The sequence below is a fragment of the Roseburia sp. AM59-24XD genome (assembly GCF_003478445.1).
In the GTDB taxonomy this organism is placed as follows: Bacteria; Bacillota; Clostridia; order Lachnospirales; family Lachnospiraceae; genus Jutongia.
Map to the genome: position 1 here is coordinate 87,071 of NZ_QUET01000009.1, position 17,807 is coordinate 104,877.

The 17,807-nt window shown below is 46.5% G+C and carries 17 protein-coding genes and 2 pseudogenes; all 19 read right to left on the reverse strand.

The window, feature by feature from the left end:
* Nucleotides 1–5 precede the first annotated feature (5 nt).
* Nucleotides 6–521: a flagellar basal body-associated FliL family protein gene (locus DXA20_RS06065; RefSeq protein WP_022306098.1), complete on the reverse strand. Its 516-nt coding sequence runs from the start codon at nt 519–521 to the stop codon at nt 6–8.
* Nucleotides 522–575: 54 nt separating this feature from the next.
* Nucleotides 576–1,367 (reverse strand): OmpA/MotB family protein, encoded by a 792-nt coding sequence (locus DXA20_RS06070; RefSeq protein WP_118559670.1) that lies wholly within the window; start codon nt 1,365–1,367, stop codon nt 576–578.
* Nucleotides 1,367–2,176: a motility protein A gene (locus tag DXA20_RS06075; protein ID WP_118559671.1), complete on the reverse strand. Its 810-nt coding sequence runs from the start codon at nt 2,174–2,176 to the stop codon at nt 1,367–1,369. The genes DXA20_RS06070 and DXA20_RS06075 overlap by 1 nt, the downstream gene beginning before the upstream one ends.
* A gap of 23 nt (nt 2,177–2,199) precedes the next feature.
* Nucleotides 2,200–2,394 carry a flagellar FlbD family protein gene (locus DXA20_RS06080; RefSeq protein ID WP_022306101.1) on the reverse strand — a complete coding sequence of 65 codons (195 nt, stop codon included), beginning with the start codon at nt 2,392–2,394 and terminating at the stop codon, nt 2,200–2,202.
* Between the two features lie 228 nt (nt 2,395–2,622).
* Nucleotides 2,623–4,263 (reverse strand): flagellar hook protein FlgE, encoded by a 1,641-nt coding sequence (locus DXA20_RS06085; RefSeq protein ID WP_147403709.1) that lies wholly within the window; start codon nt 4,261–4,263, stop codon nt 2,623–2,625.
* A gap of 148 nt (nt 4,264–4,411) precedes the next feature.
* Nucleotides 4,412–4,810: a TIGR02530 family flagellar biosynthesis protein gene (locus DXA20_RS06090; protein WP_118559673.1), complete on the reverse strand. Its 399-nt coding sequence runs from the start codon at nt 4,808–4,810 to the stop codon at nt 4,412–4,414.
* A gap of 18 nt (nt 4,811–4,828) precedes the next feature.
* The gene (locus DXA20_RS06095) at nt 4,829–5,650 is read right to left on the reverse strand and encodes a flagellar hook capping FlgD N-terminal domain-containing protein (RefSeq protein WP_118559674.1); all 822 of its coding nucleotides are present in this window, start codon (nt 5,648–5,650) and stop codon (nt 4,829–4,831) included.
* Nucleotides 5,651–5,675: 25 nt separating this feature from the next.
* Nucleotides 5,676–7,196 (reverse strand): flagellar hook-length control protein FliK, encoded by a 1,521-nt coding sequence (locus DXA20_RS06100; RefSeq protein WP_118559675.1) that lies wholly within the window; start codon nt 7,194–7,196, stop codon nt 5,676–5,678.
* A 58-nt stretch (nt 7,197–7,254) separates the two neighbouring features.
* Entirely contained in the window at nt 7,255–8,001 is a 747-nt protein-coding gene (locus tag DXA20_RS06105; RefSeq protein ID WP_118559676.1) for a hypothetical protein, read from the reverse strand.
* 5 nt (nt 8,002–8,006) lie between these two features.
* The gene (fliJ, locus tag DXA20_RS06110; protein ID WP_118559677.1) at nt 8,007–8,462 is read right to left on the reverse strand and encodes a flagellar export protein FliJ; all 456 of its coding nucleotides are present in this window, start codon (nt 8,460–8,462) and stop codon (nt 8,007–8,009) included.
* A gap of 6 nt (nt 8,463–8,468) precedes the next feature.
* Nucleotides 8,469–9,785 carry a flagellar protein export ATPase FliI gene (fliI, locus tag DXA20_RS06115; protein WP_118559678.1) on the reverse strand — a complete coding sequence of 439 codons (1,317 nt, stop codon included), beginning with the start codon at nt 9,783–9,785 and terminating at the stop codon, nt 8,469–8,471.
* A 24-nt stretch (nt 9,786–9,809) separates the two neighbouring features.
* Nucleotides 9,810–10,595 carry a FliH/SctL family protein gene (locus DXA20_RS18335; RefSeq protein WP_334294586.1) on the reverse strand — a complete coding sequence of 262 codons (786 nt, stop codon included), beginning with the start codon at nt 10,593–10,595 and terminating at the stop codon, nt 9,810–9,812.
* 25 nt (nt 10,596–10,620) lie between these two features.
* Nucleotides 10,621–11,630, reverse strand: a pseudogene (fliG, locus tag DXA20_RS18340) (flagellar motor switch protein FliG).
* Nucleotides 11,631–11,786: 156 nt separating this feature from the next.
* Nucleotides 11,787–13,409 carry a hypothetical protein gene (locus DXA20_RS06130; RefSeq protein ID WP_118559680.1) on the reverse strand — a complete coding sequence of 541 codons (1,623 nt, stop codon included), beginning with the start codon at nt 13,407–13,409 and terminating at the stop codon, nt 11,787–11,789.
* Between the two features lie 80 nt (nt 13,410–13,489).
* The gene (locus DXA20_RS06135; RefSeq protein WP_118559681.1) at nt 13,490–13,822 is read right to left on the reverse strand and encodes a flagellar hook-basal body complex protein FliE; all 333 of its coding nucleotides are present in this window, start codon (nt 13,820–13,822) and stop codon (nt 13,490–13,492) included.
* Between the two features lie 26 nt (nt 13,823–13,848).
* Nucleotides 13,849–14,295, reverse strand: a complete 447-nt coding sequence (gene flgC, locus DXA20_RS06140; RefSeq protein ID WP_022306113.1) for a flagellar basal body rod protein FlgC — start codon at nt 14,293–14,295, stop codon at nt 13,849–13,851.
* Between the two features lie 45 nt (nt 14,296–14,340).
* Nucleotides 14,341–14,739, reverse strand: coding sequence for a flagellar basal body rod protein FlgB (gene flgB / locus DXA20_RS06145; protein ID WP_022306114.1), 399 nt, complete (start codon nt 14,737–14,739; stop codon nt 14,341–14,343).
* A 115-nt stretch (nt 14,740–14,854) separates the two neighbouring features.
* Nucleotides 14,855–15,643, reverse strand: coding sequence for a GTP-sensing pleiotropic transcriptional regulator CodY (locus DXA20_RS06150; RefSeq protein WP_118559694.1), 789 nt, complete (start codon nt 15,641–15,643; stop codon nt 14,855–14,857).
* Between the two features lie 85 nt (nt 15,644–15,728).
* Nucleotides 15,729–17,798 (reverse strand): annotated as a pseudogene (topA, locus tag DXA20_RS18345) (type I DNA topoisomerase).
* Between the last annotated feature and the right edge of the window lie 9 nt (nt 17,799–17,807).

The following is a 17,807-nucleotide window of genomic DNA, read 5'->3' on the forward strand; positions in this document are numbered from 1 at the left end:
ACCTTCTAATTATACACAAGATTCGTCAGGGAAACTTCTACGACAGCCTTGGAATCCAAAAGTTCCTGAATCTTGTCCAGTGCCTCCTTCTTGACAACCTCCTCCGAAATATTATCAACAGAATGCGACTGGATCACACTGCGGATCACATCGGTAAACTTGCTCTCATTGGCTTTGATCGTCTCACTGACATCCTTATAATCCTTTGCCTTCTTGTTGAGATATAAGGTGTAGCCGTCAATCATCGCATAATGCATCTTACCATCATCACCGGCAACAAGATTTAATGTCTGCTGGGATTCAAATGCAACCGAATACTGCTCCAGATCCTTGAGTGTATAATCCTGCGAACCCTCGGAATCACCCTGATCCAATTCCAGATTTAATACAGATGCGACCTGCGTGATCAGATTATTGGTCTTCTGAAATGTCGGAAGCATCACAAAAAACATGATCGCTGTCAGGATCACATTGATAACCGTCAATGCTGCGATGATAACACTTAATATATTTTTCTTCATAATATGATATTCCCAAACCTTTCTCTTTTATTAATGATCCAGCGACACTGCTTCCTAGTCAATATCACTGTAGATCTTGATCTCAACGCGCCGGTTCTTCGCCCTGCCTGCTGCTGTGGAGTTGTCTGCCACCGGATCAACATAGCCTCGTCCGGAAGCCTCCATATGCTTTTCGCTGAGTCCCTTCTCATCCACAAAATACTCCAACACCTTTGTAGCTCTCGCTGTGGAAAGCCAGCGGTTGCTAGGAAATTCTCTTGTGTGGATCGGAACATTATCCGTATGACCCTCGATCTTGATCTGACGGTCCTTATAATTCTTTAATATGTATGACACACGGCTGAGAATCGTTTTGGCACCCTTTCGGATCTCCGCACTTCCCGAATCAAACAGGACTCCTCCGCTCAGAGAGATCATAACATACTGATAATTCTCATCCATCGTTACGCTGACCGCATCCTCGATCCGGTTATTCTCTGTCTTCTCGACCACATCGCTGTAAAGCTTTCTGGTATCCTTTTCCTGCTTTTTCTTCTGTTCTGCCATCGGATCTTCTGAATCCGTATCCTCCGAAGCCTTTCCCATATCCGAATAATACTCGTCGAGATTATTCAGCTGTGTCGCTCCGCTTGAGATCAACTGACCCTCGCCGATCGACTGCGCTCCGCCGCTGAATATACTGAAGCTGTTGGACATGGATGCCACCAGTTCAGAATACTTAACCTCATCCACCGAAGACATGGAATACAAAAGCACGAAAAAGCACAGAAGCAGATTCATCAGATCCGAGAACGTGTCCTTCCACAGGTCTGTTTTGATTTCTTCCTCTTGTTTTTTCTTTGCCATTATGCCTCACCACCTTCAGCGGCTCCTCCGTCGCCATCTCCCATATTATTGCGGATCTGAGGTGCCAGGAATGATTTCAGCTTCTCTTCAATGACACGAGGGTTCTCACCTGCCTGAATAGATAACAGTCCCTCGACCATAATCTCCTTCATCGTGATCTCCAGTGCGTTATTCTGCTTTAATTTAAAGGAAACCGGCACACAGAGCCAGTTTGCCAGAATAGAACCGTAGAATGTCGTAATGATAGCGACACCCATGTTCGGACCAAGCTTACTCATGTCGTCCATGTTATACAACATATTTACCAGTCCCATCAGGGTACCGATCATACCCCAGGCAGGACCCATACTTCCCAGATTTGCCCAGAATGAAATCTTCTCATTATGTCTGCCCTCAATTGCAGAAAGCTCTGTCTCCATAATACTTCGAACAAGCTCCGGATCTGTTCCGTCAACGATCAGCATGATGCCCTTTTTTAAGAATTCATCATCTACATCATTGGCAGCCTCCTCCAGTGCCAGAAGACCTTCCTTACGTGCAATATTGGATAAACGTATAATGTTTTCAATGACATTTACCTCGTCTGCCTTCGGCACCTTAAATGCCAGAGAGATTGTCTTTATACACTTTCCCATCTCCGGGATACTTTTCGCCTGTGTGAGCATACAGCCAAACGCACCACCAAAGGTAACGATAAACGAAGCAGGATCCACAAAGTTACCAAATGCGGTAACACCACCGGATGAAATAATACCAATAATACAACATGCGATACCGATGACGAGTCCCACTATTGTAGCTATATCCATTTTTTCCACCACCTTATGTATGATTAGTCAATTCGTAATGAATTGCACTCACTCCTATATGATTTTACTAGATTTTTTACTTCTTGTCTACTTTCTTTTACAATTATTTTTTTTCCGGTGGTCAGGGTAATGATCGTGTCCGGAGTCTCTTCGACCGTCTCGATCAGATCTGCATTTACCGTGATACTTCCGCCGTTCATTTTGGTTACATCAATCATATCTGCAGCCTCCTTTCTGTCTTCACTTCTGTAAAGCAACTCTGTAAAACAACAGAAAATGAGCGGTATCGCACAAAATCATACCGCCCATCATCCGCTATATTCCACATTGCCACAGTAAAATCAACAGCATCACCTGTTGTGTACCGGAAATACTTTCTAAAGAATCACATCCGCCGCCGTTTCATCGCCTGACGGAATGCTGCCGCAATGCTAAATTACTGCTTACTATCTCTTAAGATTTACAAGTTCCTCAAGCATTGTATCTGAGGTTGTGATAATACGTGAGTTTGCCTGGAAACCACGCTGTGTCGTGATCATGCTTGTAAACTCAGAAGCAAGATCTACGTTGGACATCTCAAGTGCACCTACCGTGAAGCTTCCTGTCTTTGACACTTCCTCCCCGATGCCATCGAAAAGACCGGAGTTTAAGGATGCCTTAAACAGACTGTCGCCTTCAGCCTCGAGACCGGACGGATTGGAAAAGCTTGCCACACAGATCTGTGCCAGACATTTTGTCTCGCCGTTTGTGTATTTACCATACACCTTACCGGTATCGTCAACAGAAATACCACTCATGGTTCCGGCATAATTTCCGGCATTTTTGCCATCCTGACCACCTCTCTTGTAGGTTGTCTCACAGGTACCGCCCTTAGAATACTGTGTCAGAGAGGAGAAGTCAAGTTCGATACCACCGTTATCGTTTGCGGCATCGTACTGTGGAAATGTGCTGTCATTGCCGACATGCTGAGGATCATCGCCCTGAACGACACTGAAGTTAATGCATGTTTTTGCATAATCCTTGTTGGTACGGTTTGGTGTCACCTCTGTACCATTTGCTCCAACTGTGTACTTAGCGTCTACAGCCGCAAAGGTACCTGCCTTACTGTTGAAAAGCAAAGGCACTTGTGTTGATTTCAGACGAAACTCCTTTGTCTCGGTATTCACACCGTTTTCAATGCCGTCTCCATTCACGGAGTCATCAACACCAAAGCTTGCACCGGTACCGAAAGTGATTTTTGCGCCACTGTTGACATACTTGATGGATCCATCTGTCTGTGGCTCTTCCTTCAGGAAAATAGATTTGCCCTCAGAGTTATATACATCTGCCACACGGACCGTATACGGTACAAGTGAATTTTCTGCCGCATCATCAGCCACCTCGTCCTTGGTAACCATCATCTTAACCGTGTAAAGCTCACCCAGCTTATCATAAAAGCTGAAGGTCATTGGAACACCACCGCTCACAATCGTTGTTCCGTCATCACCATAAACCGGTGTGAGGTTCTTGTCGTTCGGATCAATATTTCCAAGGATCGTCTCTGCCGTTGTTGCTGTTGGTGCTGCAGAGGTCTGCTTTGCTGTCATGATCTTCAGATCGGTTGCGATATCCTTAATGATATTTCCATCATCATCTGCCATCCAGCCCTGAACGATACCGTTGTTGGTCGTACAGTAGAGATTACCGGATGGATCTACGTTCAATGCACCGGACTTTGTGAAATACTGCTCACCGTTTACATTGACAACCAGGAAGGACTCACCGTTGATCGCTACATCAAGTGCACGGTTCGTCGTTGTTGTACCACCGTTCTCTGTCACATTTGTTGTGATAGATGCTACCAGACCACCAAGACCGATCTGCTTTGCGTTAGTTCCGGCTGTGTTGGTCGTCGCATTCGGACCGGTTGCCGGTGAAAGTGTCTGATAAAATGTATCCGAAAAATTAACACTGCTGGACTTAAATCCAACGGTATTGACATTGGCAATGTTGTTACCAATTACATCCATTTGGTCTGGTGTATTTTCAAACCTGCAACACCAGAGTAAAGTGATCTCATCATAATTAAAACCCTCTTTTCTGCACACATTGTCCTGCCAAAGCCCGAGCGAGGTGTGCGTTCTCAGGCTTCCCACGGTAAAACCCGTATCTTTCGCTGCAGGAATGTCACAAAGATCCGTCTGTCAGTCAGGATCTCATGCCTCCAAAAGGTCCGGCATCTGACATTCACTTTCATTATCCGATCACAGCTCCATCGATGTTCGTAAATACAGAATCTGAACTGTCACCGAGTGCTGTAACCACTGTGTTATTCTTGACATTGACGATAAACGCCATATTGTCAACCATTACCAAAGACTCTCGAATTCCCTTTTCCCGTGCCTTTGTTGTACCACTTTCCAATCGCTCCATCTGCGTCTCCGACAAATTGATGTTGCGGTTTGCAAGCCGTTCATTGGCATGCTTGGAAAACTTCAGTCTGCCGGCATCCCGACTCTGTTCTGCCGTATCTAAAATCTTCTGAAAGGATACCTCACTGCCCGAGGAATTCTCTCTGCCTGTGGCTGTTTTTCTCTGCAGCAACTGTCCCGCCATCGCATCAATGGAGGAATAATTTTTATTCAGCTTTTGCATCACATCCACTCCTTTGCCTTAAGCCTGCTTGTTTTCTTCGCTGTTACCGGTTTTCTCACCTTTGGCAGCTCCCTCATTCTTTACAGTCTCTTCGCTTTCCACACTTCCCTTGATCGTCAGTGTGACACTCTGATAATCTACTGTCTTATTCTGATCATCAAAACCGATTCCAACGACATACTTGCCAGCCGGAAGATTTGCGAATGCACTCTTATGGATCGTCAGCACGCCATTCTTGTAACTCATCTTATCCGAGTTGATCTTGGTGGTTGTGCCATCTTCTGCCATCAAAGCCACCGCAACGCCGGTTGCCTCATATCCGTTTGATCCCATATTAATGCCTGTAATCTGAACATTCTGTGGATCATGATGCAGATATGTGATCTCCTGCTGCTTTACTGACGGAACATACTGTGATATCAGATATGACTCGTCAATAACTTCAACAATGTCATCATAGGAATACATCTCACCGTTTACGGATACATACGGCTTTCCGTTCTCCATCTTGACATACTCAACCATTCCCTGCACTTCATTTTCTGCGCCTGTATTGGATGTCTCAATGATACGTACCTGCTTGCCAACCAATGTGTACGCTGACGTGTTGGTTGCTGTGCTGTTTAAGTTCTGCATCTGTTCCAGAGATGAGAACTGTGCAAGCTGTGCCACATATTCTGTATTTGACTCAGGCTCCAGTGGATCCTGGTACTTCATCTGTGTTACAAGAAGCATCAGAAAATCATCCTTATCCAGTGCGGAGCCGGTTTTCTTCTCGGTTTCCTGTGAGGTTTCCGAAATGTTTACCTGTCCGTTATTGACCGGTGCAACTAAACTCATATTTCCTCCTTTCCTGCAAACTGCATTATGCTGTAAAATCTACAGTGGAACCACTCCCTACCGAAGTTCTTCCGGAAAGCGGCTCTTCCACGGTATCTGCCGTTTCTTCGTCTTCCGCCTCAAAATCAAAGCGGGCTCTCTTGCCATTGCCCTGATTGAACTCCTTCTGATCACCGGTATCTGCCTGACCACTTTGTGAAAATGTGAAATCCGATACGGATACCTCTACGGCATCCACTTTAAGATTCCTCTGCTCCAGATTCTCTCTAAGGGAAATGATCTGACTCTCCAGTGCGGCTCTTGCCTCTTCGTTCTGTACGGTAAAGTTCGCCGTCATCACACCCTCACGACTGGTAACACTGACAAGCATTTTGCCAAGACGTTCCGGATTCAGCTGCATCTCCAATGTCGTCTGACCATCCTGCATAGAGGATTGAAGTTTCTCTACCACCTGATTGACGATATCGATCATCTGCTGCATATTCACCGGTTCTGAAATCTGCTCTGCCTGATTGGCTGCCTGTACCATATTCTTCACAAAGTTCAGCATAGTGCCTTCCTGTTGTGAAATTGCCGGTGCACTATCCTCACGATATGACGTCTGCGCTGCTGTCTGTTGATTCCACATACTTTCGTCTGCCGAAGCTCCCTGTGAACCGGACTCTGACATTGCATCCATCGTTCCGGCAGAAAACTCTTGTGCCGTCTTCGCAGCATCTGAAATCACAGAATCCGTTTCGTCTGCCTGAGACACAGTCTCATTGAACTGCTTCGGGAAAGTTCGTGTATCCTGTACATCTTCTGCCAATCCGCCCTGTAAAGCATTTGTCAGCACGACCTCTTCCGACGTCTGCCCCTGCGCCAGCAAAGAATCCGAAATTTCAGATTCTTCCACCGCATCCGACTGTGCCGTAAGCTGATCCATGATCTGCTGTAACAATTCGTCCACAGACAGATCCGATGCTGCATCCGCAGTATCAAGACCGATCAGAGTGTTCCAGTCAATATCTGATAGTGCATCTGTGAGCTGTGTAAACTGATCCATAAGCGTTTCACTGGTAAGCAGCTCTGTCATATCCGTACCTCCTCCGGCAAGTACAACAAACTGCTGCAGCACCTCCGGCTGTAAAAGCTGTATGGCTGTAATTCCCATCGCTGCCATCGTCTGTGTGAATGTATCCTCATCCATGTTCATCACATCTTTTACGACACTTTCAATCTCCTTTTGAACCTTGGCAAAATCCTGTGCGGAAAATGTCTTATTCTGATCTGCAACTGTGCTTTGTCCGGCATTTTGAACATTCTGGCTCGTTGTATCAGAAGTGGTAAACGCATCGTCACTGCGGACTGCTTTCCGGTTCTGTCTGACACCTGAGGTTCTGCCGATATTATCCATCACAGAAGCTGTACTTTTAAAACTGTCGTCCCCCTGCGTCCCGGCCATAAATGATCCAAAACTTTCCGTAATCTTCTTAGAAGGCTCTGCTGTCCGGACTTTTGCTGCTGTCATCCCGTTATCCGGCATGATTGCATTTACGCTCTGCATTCTTTCACCTCCTTTCTGTCGTGTCTTTATCTATGTCAACGGATTACTCCGAGGACAACTAATTCACTGCCGAAATCTTTTTGGTGATCTGTGCGGCATACGCACTGTCCATCTGCTCTAAAATTGCTGCAGCTTTCTTCTCCTGCATGTTCTGCAGAATATCACACACAAGATCCAGATCCTCTGACATTTCTGACAAACGGACAGCTGCCGCTGCCGCATCCATATTGGCATAATAGGTTCCAAGCGTTTCTGCTTTCTTGGTATACTGCTGCTTCTTGATCACCTGACGATATATCTTCTCGGCATTATCAGGCTGGATCTGCTCATAATACTGCTGATATTCAGAGATATCCGGTGCCTTGTCGTTAAAAACAACCTTTTCGTCAAATTCCTGTACCCGCTTATTAAAGGAGTCTTCGGAATCCTTATATTTCTGGAGCTTCTTAACCTGTGCTTCCAGATCTGCTATGTAATCTGCATTGGCATTTGTTGTTCCGTTTTCAGAAGCAAGCTGGCTTTCCAGCTCCTTGATCCGGGCATTGGCAGACTTTAATGTATTATACTCATAGTTGCCTTGCCGTGCCTGCTCCTCCTCGGATGGTGTCGGCAAAATGCGGTTTACAACCGGCACATCCTTCAATGCCGGATATAACACCTTGCTTCCGATGCCGCCGACATCAAACTTAATCAGGCATGCAAAAATGATCAGCCATATGGCAACGATCGCAAGAGCGATCAGAACAGTAACAACTCTGCTCCCGCCTTTTTCTCTTTCTAACATATTATCGTCATTTTTTGCCATTATACTTACCCCTCTCTGTCCGCTTTCCTGCCAAACCGGAAGCTGACCAGTTCGTTGATTTCTTTCTGTTCTTCCGCATTCTGTTCCTTTTTGAACTCTTCAAATGCGTTTTCTTTAAGTTTCTCGTAGGTTTTGCGTTCCTTCATCGCTTCATTCAGTTTTTCTCTTGCCTGATCCACCTGCCTCTGCTGATTGATCACGGCAATTTTCTGAAGATTAATATTATATTTGATATTCTCTACTGCATCCTCCAGTTGACGTATCCGCAGCAGTTCAAGCACTGCGCTCACCTGTTCCTTAAGCTGTGTCTGCTTCTGTTCCTTATACCGGATCAGATCATCCAGCTTCTGCTGTTCCTGATGCAGTCTTGCCATCTGCACAGCATATTCCGCCCTCGCCTGATCCTCCAACTTACACTTGATCTGCAGAATGCTTTCCATAGAAAATACAAAACGCGCCATGTATTATCATCCTTCCTCCGGAAACAGTTCTTCCAGCCGTCTGATGCTCTCCTCAAAGCTGATCTTCTCATATACATCCTGCTGCAAAAATTCATTTACCGCATCAATCTTAGATAATGCATAGTCGATCGACGGATTTGAGCCTGCCTTATAGGCTCCGATGTTGACAAGATCCTCCGCCTCAGAGTAGGTCGCCAGGACATTTTTGAGCTGGCCGGATGCCTTTTTGTGCTTGCTATCCACGATACTGCTCATAACACGGGAAATACTCTGCAGCACATCGATCGCCGGATAATGGTTCTTCTGTGCGATCTTGCGGTCAAGAACAATATGACCGTCCAGAATACTTCTCGCTGTATCGGCGATCGGTTCGTTGAAATCGTCCCCGTCAACAAGCACAGTGTAAAGTCCTGTGATCGACCCCTTATCCGAACGCCCGGCTCTCTCTAAAAGCTGCGGCATCTCACCGTAAACACTCGGTGGATACCCTCTTGACACCGGCGGTTCGCCGGATGCCAGTCCAATCTCTCTTTGTGCCATCGAAAATCGTGTCAGCGAATCCATCATCAAAAGCACATCTCTGCCCTGATCCCGGAAATATTCTGCCACGGCTGTTGCCGTCATGGCAGCCTTCTTACGGATCAATGCCGGTTTGTCGGAGGTTGCCACGATCACCACTGACCGTTTCATGCCCTCCGGTCCAAGATCTCTTTCAATGAACTCCCGCACCTCACGGCCTCGCTCGCCGATCAGGGCGATCACGTTGATGTCTGCCTTGGTGTTACGTGCAAACATACCCATCAGGGTACTCTTACCGACACCACTTCCCGCAAAGATACCGATACGCTGTCCCTTTCCAACCGTAATCAGACCATCGACAGCCTTCACACCAAGCGGAAGCACTGTATCGATCAACTCTCTGGTCAGGGGATCCGGCGGCTCTGCCTGTACGGAATAACCACAGGTACAGTTAAGTCCGGATCCGTCGATCGGATTTCCCAGACCGTCAAGAACCTTCCCTAAAAGTTCATCTCCTACCATAACCTTTAGCGGCGCTCCGGTATTCTCCACACGGCTTCCCAGACCAACACCTGTCGTCTGGTCATAGGGCATCAGAAGCACCCTGTCGTCACGAAAGCCAACTACCTCTGCATTGATCACCTGATTATGATCCTTTGTAATAATATGGCAAAGATCGTTAAGCTTTGCCGATGGTCCGATAGACTCTACGGTCAGCCCCACAACCTTTGCCACTTTTCCAAGTTTCTTTTCGTAGGACTGGTTCAATAAAATATTATATTTGGATAAATCAATATCAACCATCCTTATTCCTCCAGTCGCTTTCCTCTACATGATCGTCAGCATACGGATCTGATCCTTCAGATTCTGGAGCTGCACATCCAGACTGCAGTCGATGATCCTCTGATCCGTCTCAATAATGCACTGGTTCTCCTGCAGACTGTCATCCTCTGTAATATCAAAATCCACCTCTCCTGAAACACAGGATCTAAGCTGCTCCTTCTGTGCGGATACCGTCAGCATGTCCGGCTTGGAAACACGCAGTGTCACGGATTTTGTTTTCTCAAGCTGATTGAGTGCCTGATGGATCAGATAAACGATCACGTCCTTTTTATCTTCACAGAGTACACCGGTAATCTTCTCGATCAAAGCCCCCATCAGTTCTGCATATTTCGGTTCCAGTGCCTCTTCCTGTTCTTTTAATTTCTGCTGCTGTTGTTCAAACTGCTCCTGCTGTCTGAGTGCTTCCTCCTGTAAGTGCTTAAGCGCCTCTGCCTGCCCCTGCTCAAAGCCGGCATTACGACCTTCCTCCTGTGCCTGCTGACGGATCTCATCTGCCTGCTCTCTCGCATTCTGAAGGATCTCCTCCGCCTGCGCTCTTGCGTCCGCCAGCATGCTTTCCATCTCCAGAGAGGTCTCCTCCTGAACACGTGCACGCTCCTCTTCACGGACATCCTCCATATTAAGGACATTCATTCCCTGCTGAAATTCTCCGACCGGTTCCGTTTCTTCCGGATCATTCACCGAAGAAGCCTCAACCTGCTGCAACAGCTCCGGTGCAAACTGTACGACATGATCATCGGAGTTGATCACACGTGTATCGTCCTGATCCATCTGAAAATAAACAGATTTAATCAAATTAGACAACGATCTCGTCACCTCCACCTCTGGAAATGATGATCTCCCCGGAATCTCCAGCTTTCGGATAATATTTACAATCTTCTGCTGAGCCTCCTCAACATCCTTCATACGAACAGGTCCCATAAACTCCATGTCTTCCTTGATCATTGTAGCAAGACGCTTTGACAGGTTGCCAAAGATCAGGTTCTGAACCTCCTCGTTTGATCCCTTCAGTGCAACGGCAAGCTCGTTATTGTCAACCTCACGAAGCACACGCTGTACGGAACGGTCGTCCAGAGACAGAATATCCTCGAACACAAACATTTTCTTGCGGATCTCGTCGGCAAGCTCCGGATCCTCGATCTCCATACTCTCCATAATATGCTTCTCGGTTCCGCGGTCTACAGTATTCAAAATATCGACAATGGCATCCACGCCACCCACGATCGTGTAATCCTGATTAACCAGTGAGGCAAGCTTCTGTTCGAGCACCTTCTCCACTTCCTTGATCACATCCGGCGATGTACGATCCATCTGCGCAATACGTTTTGCAACATCTGTCTGCTTATCCGGCGATAATGCCGAAATGATCACGGATGCCTGTGCTGAGGACAGATAAGACAGGATCAATGCGATCGTCTGCGGATGCTCGTCCTGAATAAAGTTTAAAAGCTGGCTGGCATCTGTTTTGCGTACAAACTCAAATGGACGCACCTGCAGGGAGGCTGTCAGCTTGCCGATAACATCCCTTGCTCTCTCGGCTCCAAGTGCCTTCTCCAGAAGATCCTTCGCATAGCCGATACCACCCTCAGCGATATACTGCTGTGCCAGACATACCTCATAAAACTCATCCATAACCTTATCCTTCACAGCCGGGGAAACACTTCTTGTATTAGCGATCTCCAGTGTGATCTGTTCTATTTCGTCTTCCTTCAAATGCTTAAATACAGATGATGATTTGTCCGGTCCCAGTGCGATCAAAAGGATCGCTGCTTTCTGGATTCCTGATATTTCCTCTGATTTTGCCATTTCACCCTCCATCTCTGCCCTGACGGCAGCTTTTGTCATCACCGTCTGTCTTATACGGCAGGCAGTGTTCTTTCCTCTTTCCGTGCGAAATCTATGATTTCGCTGTTTATAGCGGATAAAGGAATTGCATCTGCAATTCCTTTAATATTCCTGTCATTATTCCCAGTCATCTGAGATCCAGTTACGCAAAAGCTGCGCCACCGCTTCCGGATTTTCATCGACAAACTTCTCGATCATCTTTCTTGTCTCAGACTTATCACTGAACTCAATATCCTCCAGTGACTGGTTCTCTTTGGTTGTCGCAAGAAGCTGCTCCACAGAAAGCTCAGGCTCCTCGTCCGTAACTGCAACCGGTGCGGTTCCGCGGACAACCACAAAGATCAGCAGTGCAATGATCAGTACCGCAAGTATGATCATCAGATAATCGGAGATACTGTGTCCTTTGGATGTCTTCTGAACAAACTTCGGAACCTCATATCCGACAACCGTGATCGAGTTTGCAGCCACACCGGACGCACTTGCCAACAGCTGGATCTCACTGTTTGGAACCGTAAAGGTGTTGGTGGTATTATTCTGTGCCATAAACTCATCAAAGGTCATGTTGTCCAGAGTACCATCCTTCTCAAGCTGTGCCTCGTCATACACAATATAGCGTGTCACAACAATACCAAGAGAAGACTTGTCTAACTCAATTGCCGGTTTCTCCTGCTTGATATTCTCGATCGTCTCATCGGTCAGAAGACCGGTCAGCTTCTCATATTCCTGCGAGGAGCTGTTGGAGTTGCCATCATTGATCACATAATCCGTCTCATCGTTATCATTGGAATCGGTTCCCGGAATACCACTTACCGTACCGGAAGATCCCTCATTTTTAGAATGAATATAGTTGGTTGGATAGCCATAATCCCTGCCGTCTGCCACACTATAGGTCTTGGTCAGACGTTCGATCTTATCCATATTGAACTGGATGCCCTGTGTTCCCACCTGCACATCATCATAGCCACAACGTACAAGCAGATCGACCAGATTGGAAGCGATCGTATTACGCAGACGTTCACAGTATTCCGTAGAACCACCTGTCAGATCACCGCCCAACCCGTCACTTGTAAATCCGTTATAAAGGCACTTGCCGTTGTAATCATTGATGATCACATGATCTACGTCCGTTCCTACCGCATTGGCAAGCCAATAAGCTAGATTCTGCGCCACATCCGAAGTAAGCTGCTTCTCATTTTTTTCATTAACCTGAACCATTGCAGTCACTGATGTGACATTTTCCTCGTCCAGAATGCTGTAGGAGCTTTCCGGAACATCAATAAACACCTTGGCATCATCAATAAACGAGTACTGAACCATACTCGCCTTCAGCTCGCTCTGTAATGCCAGAACTCTCTTCTGGCTCTTCTCACTCTCCGTGGTCGAGATACTGTTATCAAACGCCTTATCCCAGGTATATCCCTTGTCTGTGAGATTATTATCACTCATGCAGTAAAACGCCTTTGTCATATCCTCATCATGAACATAAAGCGTCAGACCATCCTTCGAACTCTTGTTTGCAATACCCTCATCGTCCAATGCCTTCACCATGCTGGAGGCATCCTCCAGATTGCCAAACTGCTGAAATCTGCTCCAGGTCGGTCTTGATATCAGATACGTCATCACACCGATCAGAACAAGAACCACACAGATCACTGCAATGATGATCGTTTTCTGTCTGCTCGAATATCTATTCCAAAATTCCACAAGCTTTGCCGGAATTTCCTGTACTCTTTCCTTCATAATACTACTCTCCTAATCTTTGTCTGTCTCCCGAACCTGATAATCTTACCCTGCCCTGCGGTGCATCATACAGCTGCACGTTAGAACTGCAGATTCATCAGCTCTCTGTACCCCGACATGAAGGAGTCTCTCACAGCAACAACATACTGCAACGAAATATTGGCTTTCTGCTGCGCGATCTGAAGGTCATGGATGCTCTCTGTCTCGCCCATGGAGTATTTCATTTCCTCGACCTCTGCCGCATTGCTGTAGTCGTTTGCATCACTGATCATGTTGGCTGCCGAATTAAATACCGCCTCAAAAGCACCGTTTCTCTTTACGCTTCCTGTCGAAGTATCATCCAGGGAAGACGAGAGCTCCGGCACTTTAAATGCATTGATCAGATCCACATTTGATAGTGCTGATAATTCCATATATACTCTCCATTCTTATGCAAATATTATTTGCCAATCTCTAACGCCTTCAATGCCATATTCTTGGCAGCATTAAAAGCAGTAACATTGGCTTCATAGGAACGGCTGGCATCGATCATGTTTGTCATCTCTGTCACCGTGTTGACATTCGGATAGGTCACGTATCCATTCTCATCCGCGTCCGGATTGGATGGATCATATACCATCCTTCCTTCGGTATCCGTATCCTCCGTGATACGGCTGATCTTAACGCCATTGCCAACCTTTCCATACATTCCTGCCGCATTGGTCAGGGCATCGTCAAATGAATAGTATGCCTTTTCCTGAAATACGACTGTTTTGCGCTTATAAATATTGCCATCTGCATCGCGGGTAGAATTAACGTTTGCGATATTCTGTGATATCACATCAAGACGTGTCCTCTGCGCCGTCATGCCACTGGCACTGATATCAAATGATGAAAATACACCCATATTCTATAATCCTTTCCATTCGTATCATCCGGTCTGCTCTATGTATCAGTTACCGCTTCCGTTCTTGCAGACACTGCGCAGTCTCGAAAACTCCTGCGAAACCGAATCGAGCACCGTATAATACTTGATCTGATTCTGTGCCAGATAAGAATTCTCCGTGTCAATATCTACATTGTTTCCATCCAGACGATAGCTTACCGTGCTGTAATCCGTATATATACTGCCGTTGAGCAGATCAAGCTCCGCGTCTGCCACTGCATCATCCAGAGACTCTCCGCCGGTCAACTGCTCCTCCAGATAACTCTGGAACGTCACATCCTTTCTCTTATAGGTCGGCGTGTCCGCATTAGCAATATTGTTGGAGATAACAGAATGCCGCAGCCAGCTTGCATCTGCGGTCTTCTCCAATATATTGATATAGTTAAATGCACCTGATGAAATCATCGAAAACCTCCTCGCTATATGTGAAAAGTATAAAAACAACAATATATGCCGTTATTATAAACCCAATTACACTACATATAATTATAAAGTAATTCATAAAAAATACAAGACCTATTTACAGATTTTGCTCTTCCATACAACTCCGGATCATCTCCGGTGTAAATCGTTCATTCAGCAAATGAATGCTCGTCCCCTTCATGCCGCCAGATTTTGTACTGATAATTCCCGCACTCTCACACTTTCTAAGTCCGTTTACGATCACCGATCTCGTTATCCCAACCTGATCGGCAAGACGGCTTGTCACAAGCATGTCGGAATCATTCTCTTCCAGCTCATCGAGCACATACAGCATCGCCTTTGCCTCAAGTCTGGAAAGCGTCCGTATCGCTGCCCGGACATCATTCTCTTTGTGTTGCTCCTCCGAGAGTTCTTCGCTTTCTGCCCGCTGCATAGCAAGTCCGATCACGGTCATCCCATACTCCATCAGGATAATATCATCAATCGAAAAGGCTCCTGCCTGACGATACACAAAAAGCGTTCCCAGACGCTTTCCTGCCATGTTGACCGGAGCCACCATTGCCTGATAATCCTGTACGCCCTCAAATGAAAAACCTAATGTCATCAGATTGACATTCTCCTTCGTGGAGAGAATATTTAACATCCGTTCATGGATCTGCCGTTCAAAATAGCTTCCATAAGCAACTCCGCTCATCTGCGGGATCACGGGGATCTCCTTGCGAAGGCGCATTCCAAGCACCTTCCCCTTACGGCTGAGCAAAAGCACATTGACCTCCATCTCCTGAGAAAGCATACGACAGAAATCGTTAAAATCTACCTTATCCGACTCCTGACGGTTTAACAGACGGTATATTTTCCGCGTTTTATCCAATAATTCCAAACTCATAGTAAATCCCTGTTCCTTCTCCATTGGCAAGCCTGCAAATGCTTAACCATAAACGTATCTGTAATATGCACCCCTGCATAAAAACTTAGTCTTCCTTCGGCTTCGTCTCAACATATCCGCACTTTTCATCCATACAGACAAGCTTGCTTCCCTTCTCTAACATAAGACCACCGCACCTCGGACACTTCTTTACAGACGGCTTCTGCCATGTCATAAAATCGCACTCTGGGAAATTCATGCAGCCAAAATATCTTCTGCCCTTACGGCTCATCTTCATCACAAGATCACCGCCGCACTTCGGACAGTCCACACCGATCTTCTCAAAGAACGGCTTCGTATTGCGGCACTCAGGGAATCCCGGGCAGGCAAGGAACTTCCCGTGTGGTCCGTACTTAACAACAAGATTTCTGCCGCATTCCTCACAGATCACATCGGTCACCTCGTCCTCGATCGTAATCTCCTCAAGTTCCTTCTGGGCAATCTCCACTGCCTCTTTCAGATCCGGATAGAAGTTTTCGATAACGGTTTTCCATTTTACGGTGCCATCCTCAACACAGTCCAACAGTCCCTCCATGCTGCCGTAAAGTTAACATCCACAATACTCGGGAATGACTTCTTCATGATGCTGTTGACCACCTCGCCAAGCTCTGTCACATACAGCTGCTTCTGCTCCTTCGCCACATAATGACGGTTGATGATCGTGGAGATCGTTGGTGCATAGGTGCTTGGACGTCCAATACCAAGCTCCTCCAGCGTCTTTACAAGGGATGCCTCAGTAAAATGTGCCGGTGGCTGTGTAAAATGCTGCTTCTTCTCCAGATTGTCCACTTTCATGGCTGCACCCTTCACAATATTCTTGGAGAGTGTCTTCTTGTCAACCTTATCCTCATCGGTCTGGTAAACATTCAGATAGCCCTGGAATACCACTTTGGAGGAGGAAGCCGTAAAACGATATTTATCGGAGTCAATCTTTACAGAGGTCGTCTCATACTTTGCCGCTGCCATCTGACTCGCAATAAAACGCTTCCAGATCAGCTGATACAGACGAAACTGGTCTCTGTTTAAGGATTCCTTCACCTGAGCCGGTGTCAGGTCAATATAGGAAGGACGGATTGCCTCATGCGCATCCTGAATCTTCTGTCCGGACTTCTTCTGTGCCGGATCACCTGCTAAATATTCCGCCCCGTAATTCTCAGTAATATAATCCTTCGCTGCTGCCTTTGCTTCCTCACTGATACGTGTGGAATCGGTACGAGGTATGTGATCAGACCGATGGTGCCTCTGCCCTTCACAGCAACACCTTCATAAAGTCCCTGTGCCAGACGCATCGTCTTCTGTGTTGAGAAGTTGAGTGTCTTAGCCGCCTCCTGCTGCAGTGTACTCGTTGTAAACGGCAGTGGAGACTTCTTGGTACGCTGCGATTTCTTGACATCCTCCACATGGAAGCTTGACTTTTGCAGAGAAGCGATGATCTCATCCATCTCGTTCCCGGTTTCGATCGTCATTTTCTTGGAATGTGTTCCGTAAAACTCCGCATTGAGCGGCTTCTTCTCGCCATCCATATAAAATCTGCATTTAACGTCCAGTATTCCTTGGAAATAAATGCATTGATCTCGGCATCTCTGTCGGAAATGATCCGCAGTGCCACGGACTGCACACGACCGGCACTTAAGCCGCGCTTCACCTTCGCCCACAGAACCGGGCTGATCTTATAACCCACAAGACGGTCAAGCACTCGTCTTGCCTGCTGTGCATCGACCAGATTGGTATCGATTGGTCTCGCCTGCTTGATTGCCTGCTTAACGGCATTCTTGGTAATCTCATTAAATGTGATACGGCTTGTATTTTTGTTTTCCAGCTTCAGTGCGGTCATCAGATGCCACGAAATCGCCTCTCCCTCACGGTCCGGGTCAGTTGCGAGATATATTTTATCTGCCTTTTTTACTTCTTTACGAAGCTTCGCCAGCAATTCTCCTTTTCCACGGATGGTAATATACTTCGGCTCAAAATCATTGTCTACATCAATTCCAAGCTGACTTTTAGGCAGATCCCTGACATGTCCATTGGACGCAACGACTTCGTATGAACTTCCCAGAAATTTTTTAATTGTCGTCGCCTTTGATGGTGACTCAACGATAACAAGATTTTTGGCCATTTCCTACAT

What these genes read in the sequence shown, in the direction of transcription:
- DXA20_RS06065 (WP_022306098.1), bottom strand. Translation starts at nt 521, where the DNA reads ATGAAGAAAAATATATTAAGTGTTATCATCGCAGCATTGACGGTTATC.
- DXA20_RS06070 (WP_118559670.1), bottom strand. Translation starts at nt 1,367, where the DNA reads ATGGCAAAGAAAAAACAAGAGGAAGAAATCAAAACAGACCTGTGGAAG.
- DXA20_RS06075 (WP_118559671.1), bottom strand. Translation starts at nt 2,176, where the DNA reads ATGGATATAGCTACAATAGTGGGACTCGTCATCGGTATCGCATGTTGT.
- DXA20_RS06080 (WP_022306101.1), bottom strand. Translation starts at nt 2,394, where the DNA reads ATGATTGATGTAACCAAAATGAACGGCGGAAGTATCACGGTAAATGCA.
- DXA20_RS06090 (WP_118559673.1), bottom strand. Translation starts at nt 4,810, where the DNA reads ATGCAAAAGCTGAATAAAAATTATTCCTCCATTGATGCGATGGCGGGA.
- DXA20_RS06095 (WP_118559674.1), bottom strand. Translation starts at nt 5,650, where the DNA reads ATGAGTTTAGTTGCACCGGTCAATAACGGACAGGTAAACATTTCGGAA.
- DXA20_RS06100 (WP_118559675.1), bottom strand. Translation starts at nt 7,196, where the DNA reads ATGCAGAGCGTAAATGCAATCATGCCGGATAACGGGATGACAGCAGCA.
- DXA20_RS06105 (WP_118559676.1), bottom strand. Translation starts at nt 8,001, where the DNA reads ATGGCAAAAAATGACGATAATATGTTAGAAAGAGAAAAAGGCGGGAGC.
- fliJ (WP_118559677.1), bottom strand. Translation starts at nt 8,462, where the DNA reads ATGGCGCGTTTTGTATTTTCTATGGAAAGCATTCTGCAGATCAAGTGT.
- fliI (WP_118559678.1), bottom strand. Translation starts at nt 9,785, where the DNA reads ATGGTTGATATTGATTTATCCAAATATAATATTTTATTGAACCAGTCC.
- DXA20_RS18335 (WP_334294586.1), bottom strand. Translation starts at nt 10,595, where the DNA reads ATGGATCAGGACGATACACGTGTGATCAACTCCGATGATCATGTCGTA.
- DXA20_RS06130 (WP_118559680.1), bottom strand. Translation starts at nt 13,409, where the DNA reads ATGAAGGAAAGAGTACAGGAAATTCCGGCAAAGCTTGTGGAATTTTGG.
- DXA20_RS06135 (WP_118559681.1), bottom strand. Translation starts at nt 13,822, where the DNA reads ATGGAATTATCAGCACTATCAAATGTGGATCTGATCAATGCATTTAAA.
- flgC (WP_022306113.1), bottom strand. Translation starts at nt 14,295, where the DNA reads ATGGGTGTATTTTCATCATTTGATATCAGTGCCAGTGGCATGACGGCG.
- flgB (WP_022306114.1), bottom strand. Translation starts at nt 14,739, where the DNA reads ATGATTTCATCAGGTGCATTTAACTATATCAATATATTGGAGAAGACC.
- DXA20_RS06150 (WP_118559694.1), bottom strand. Translation starts at nt 15,643, where the DNA reads ATGAGTTTGGAATTATTGGATAAAACGCGGAAAATATACCGTCTGTTA.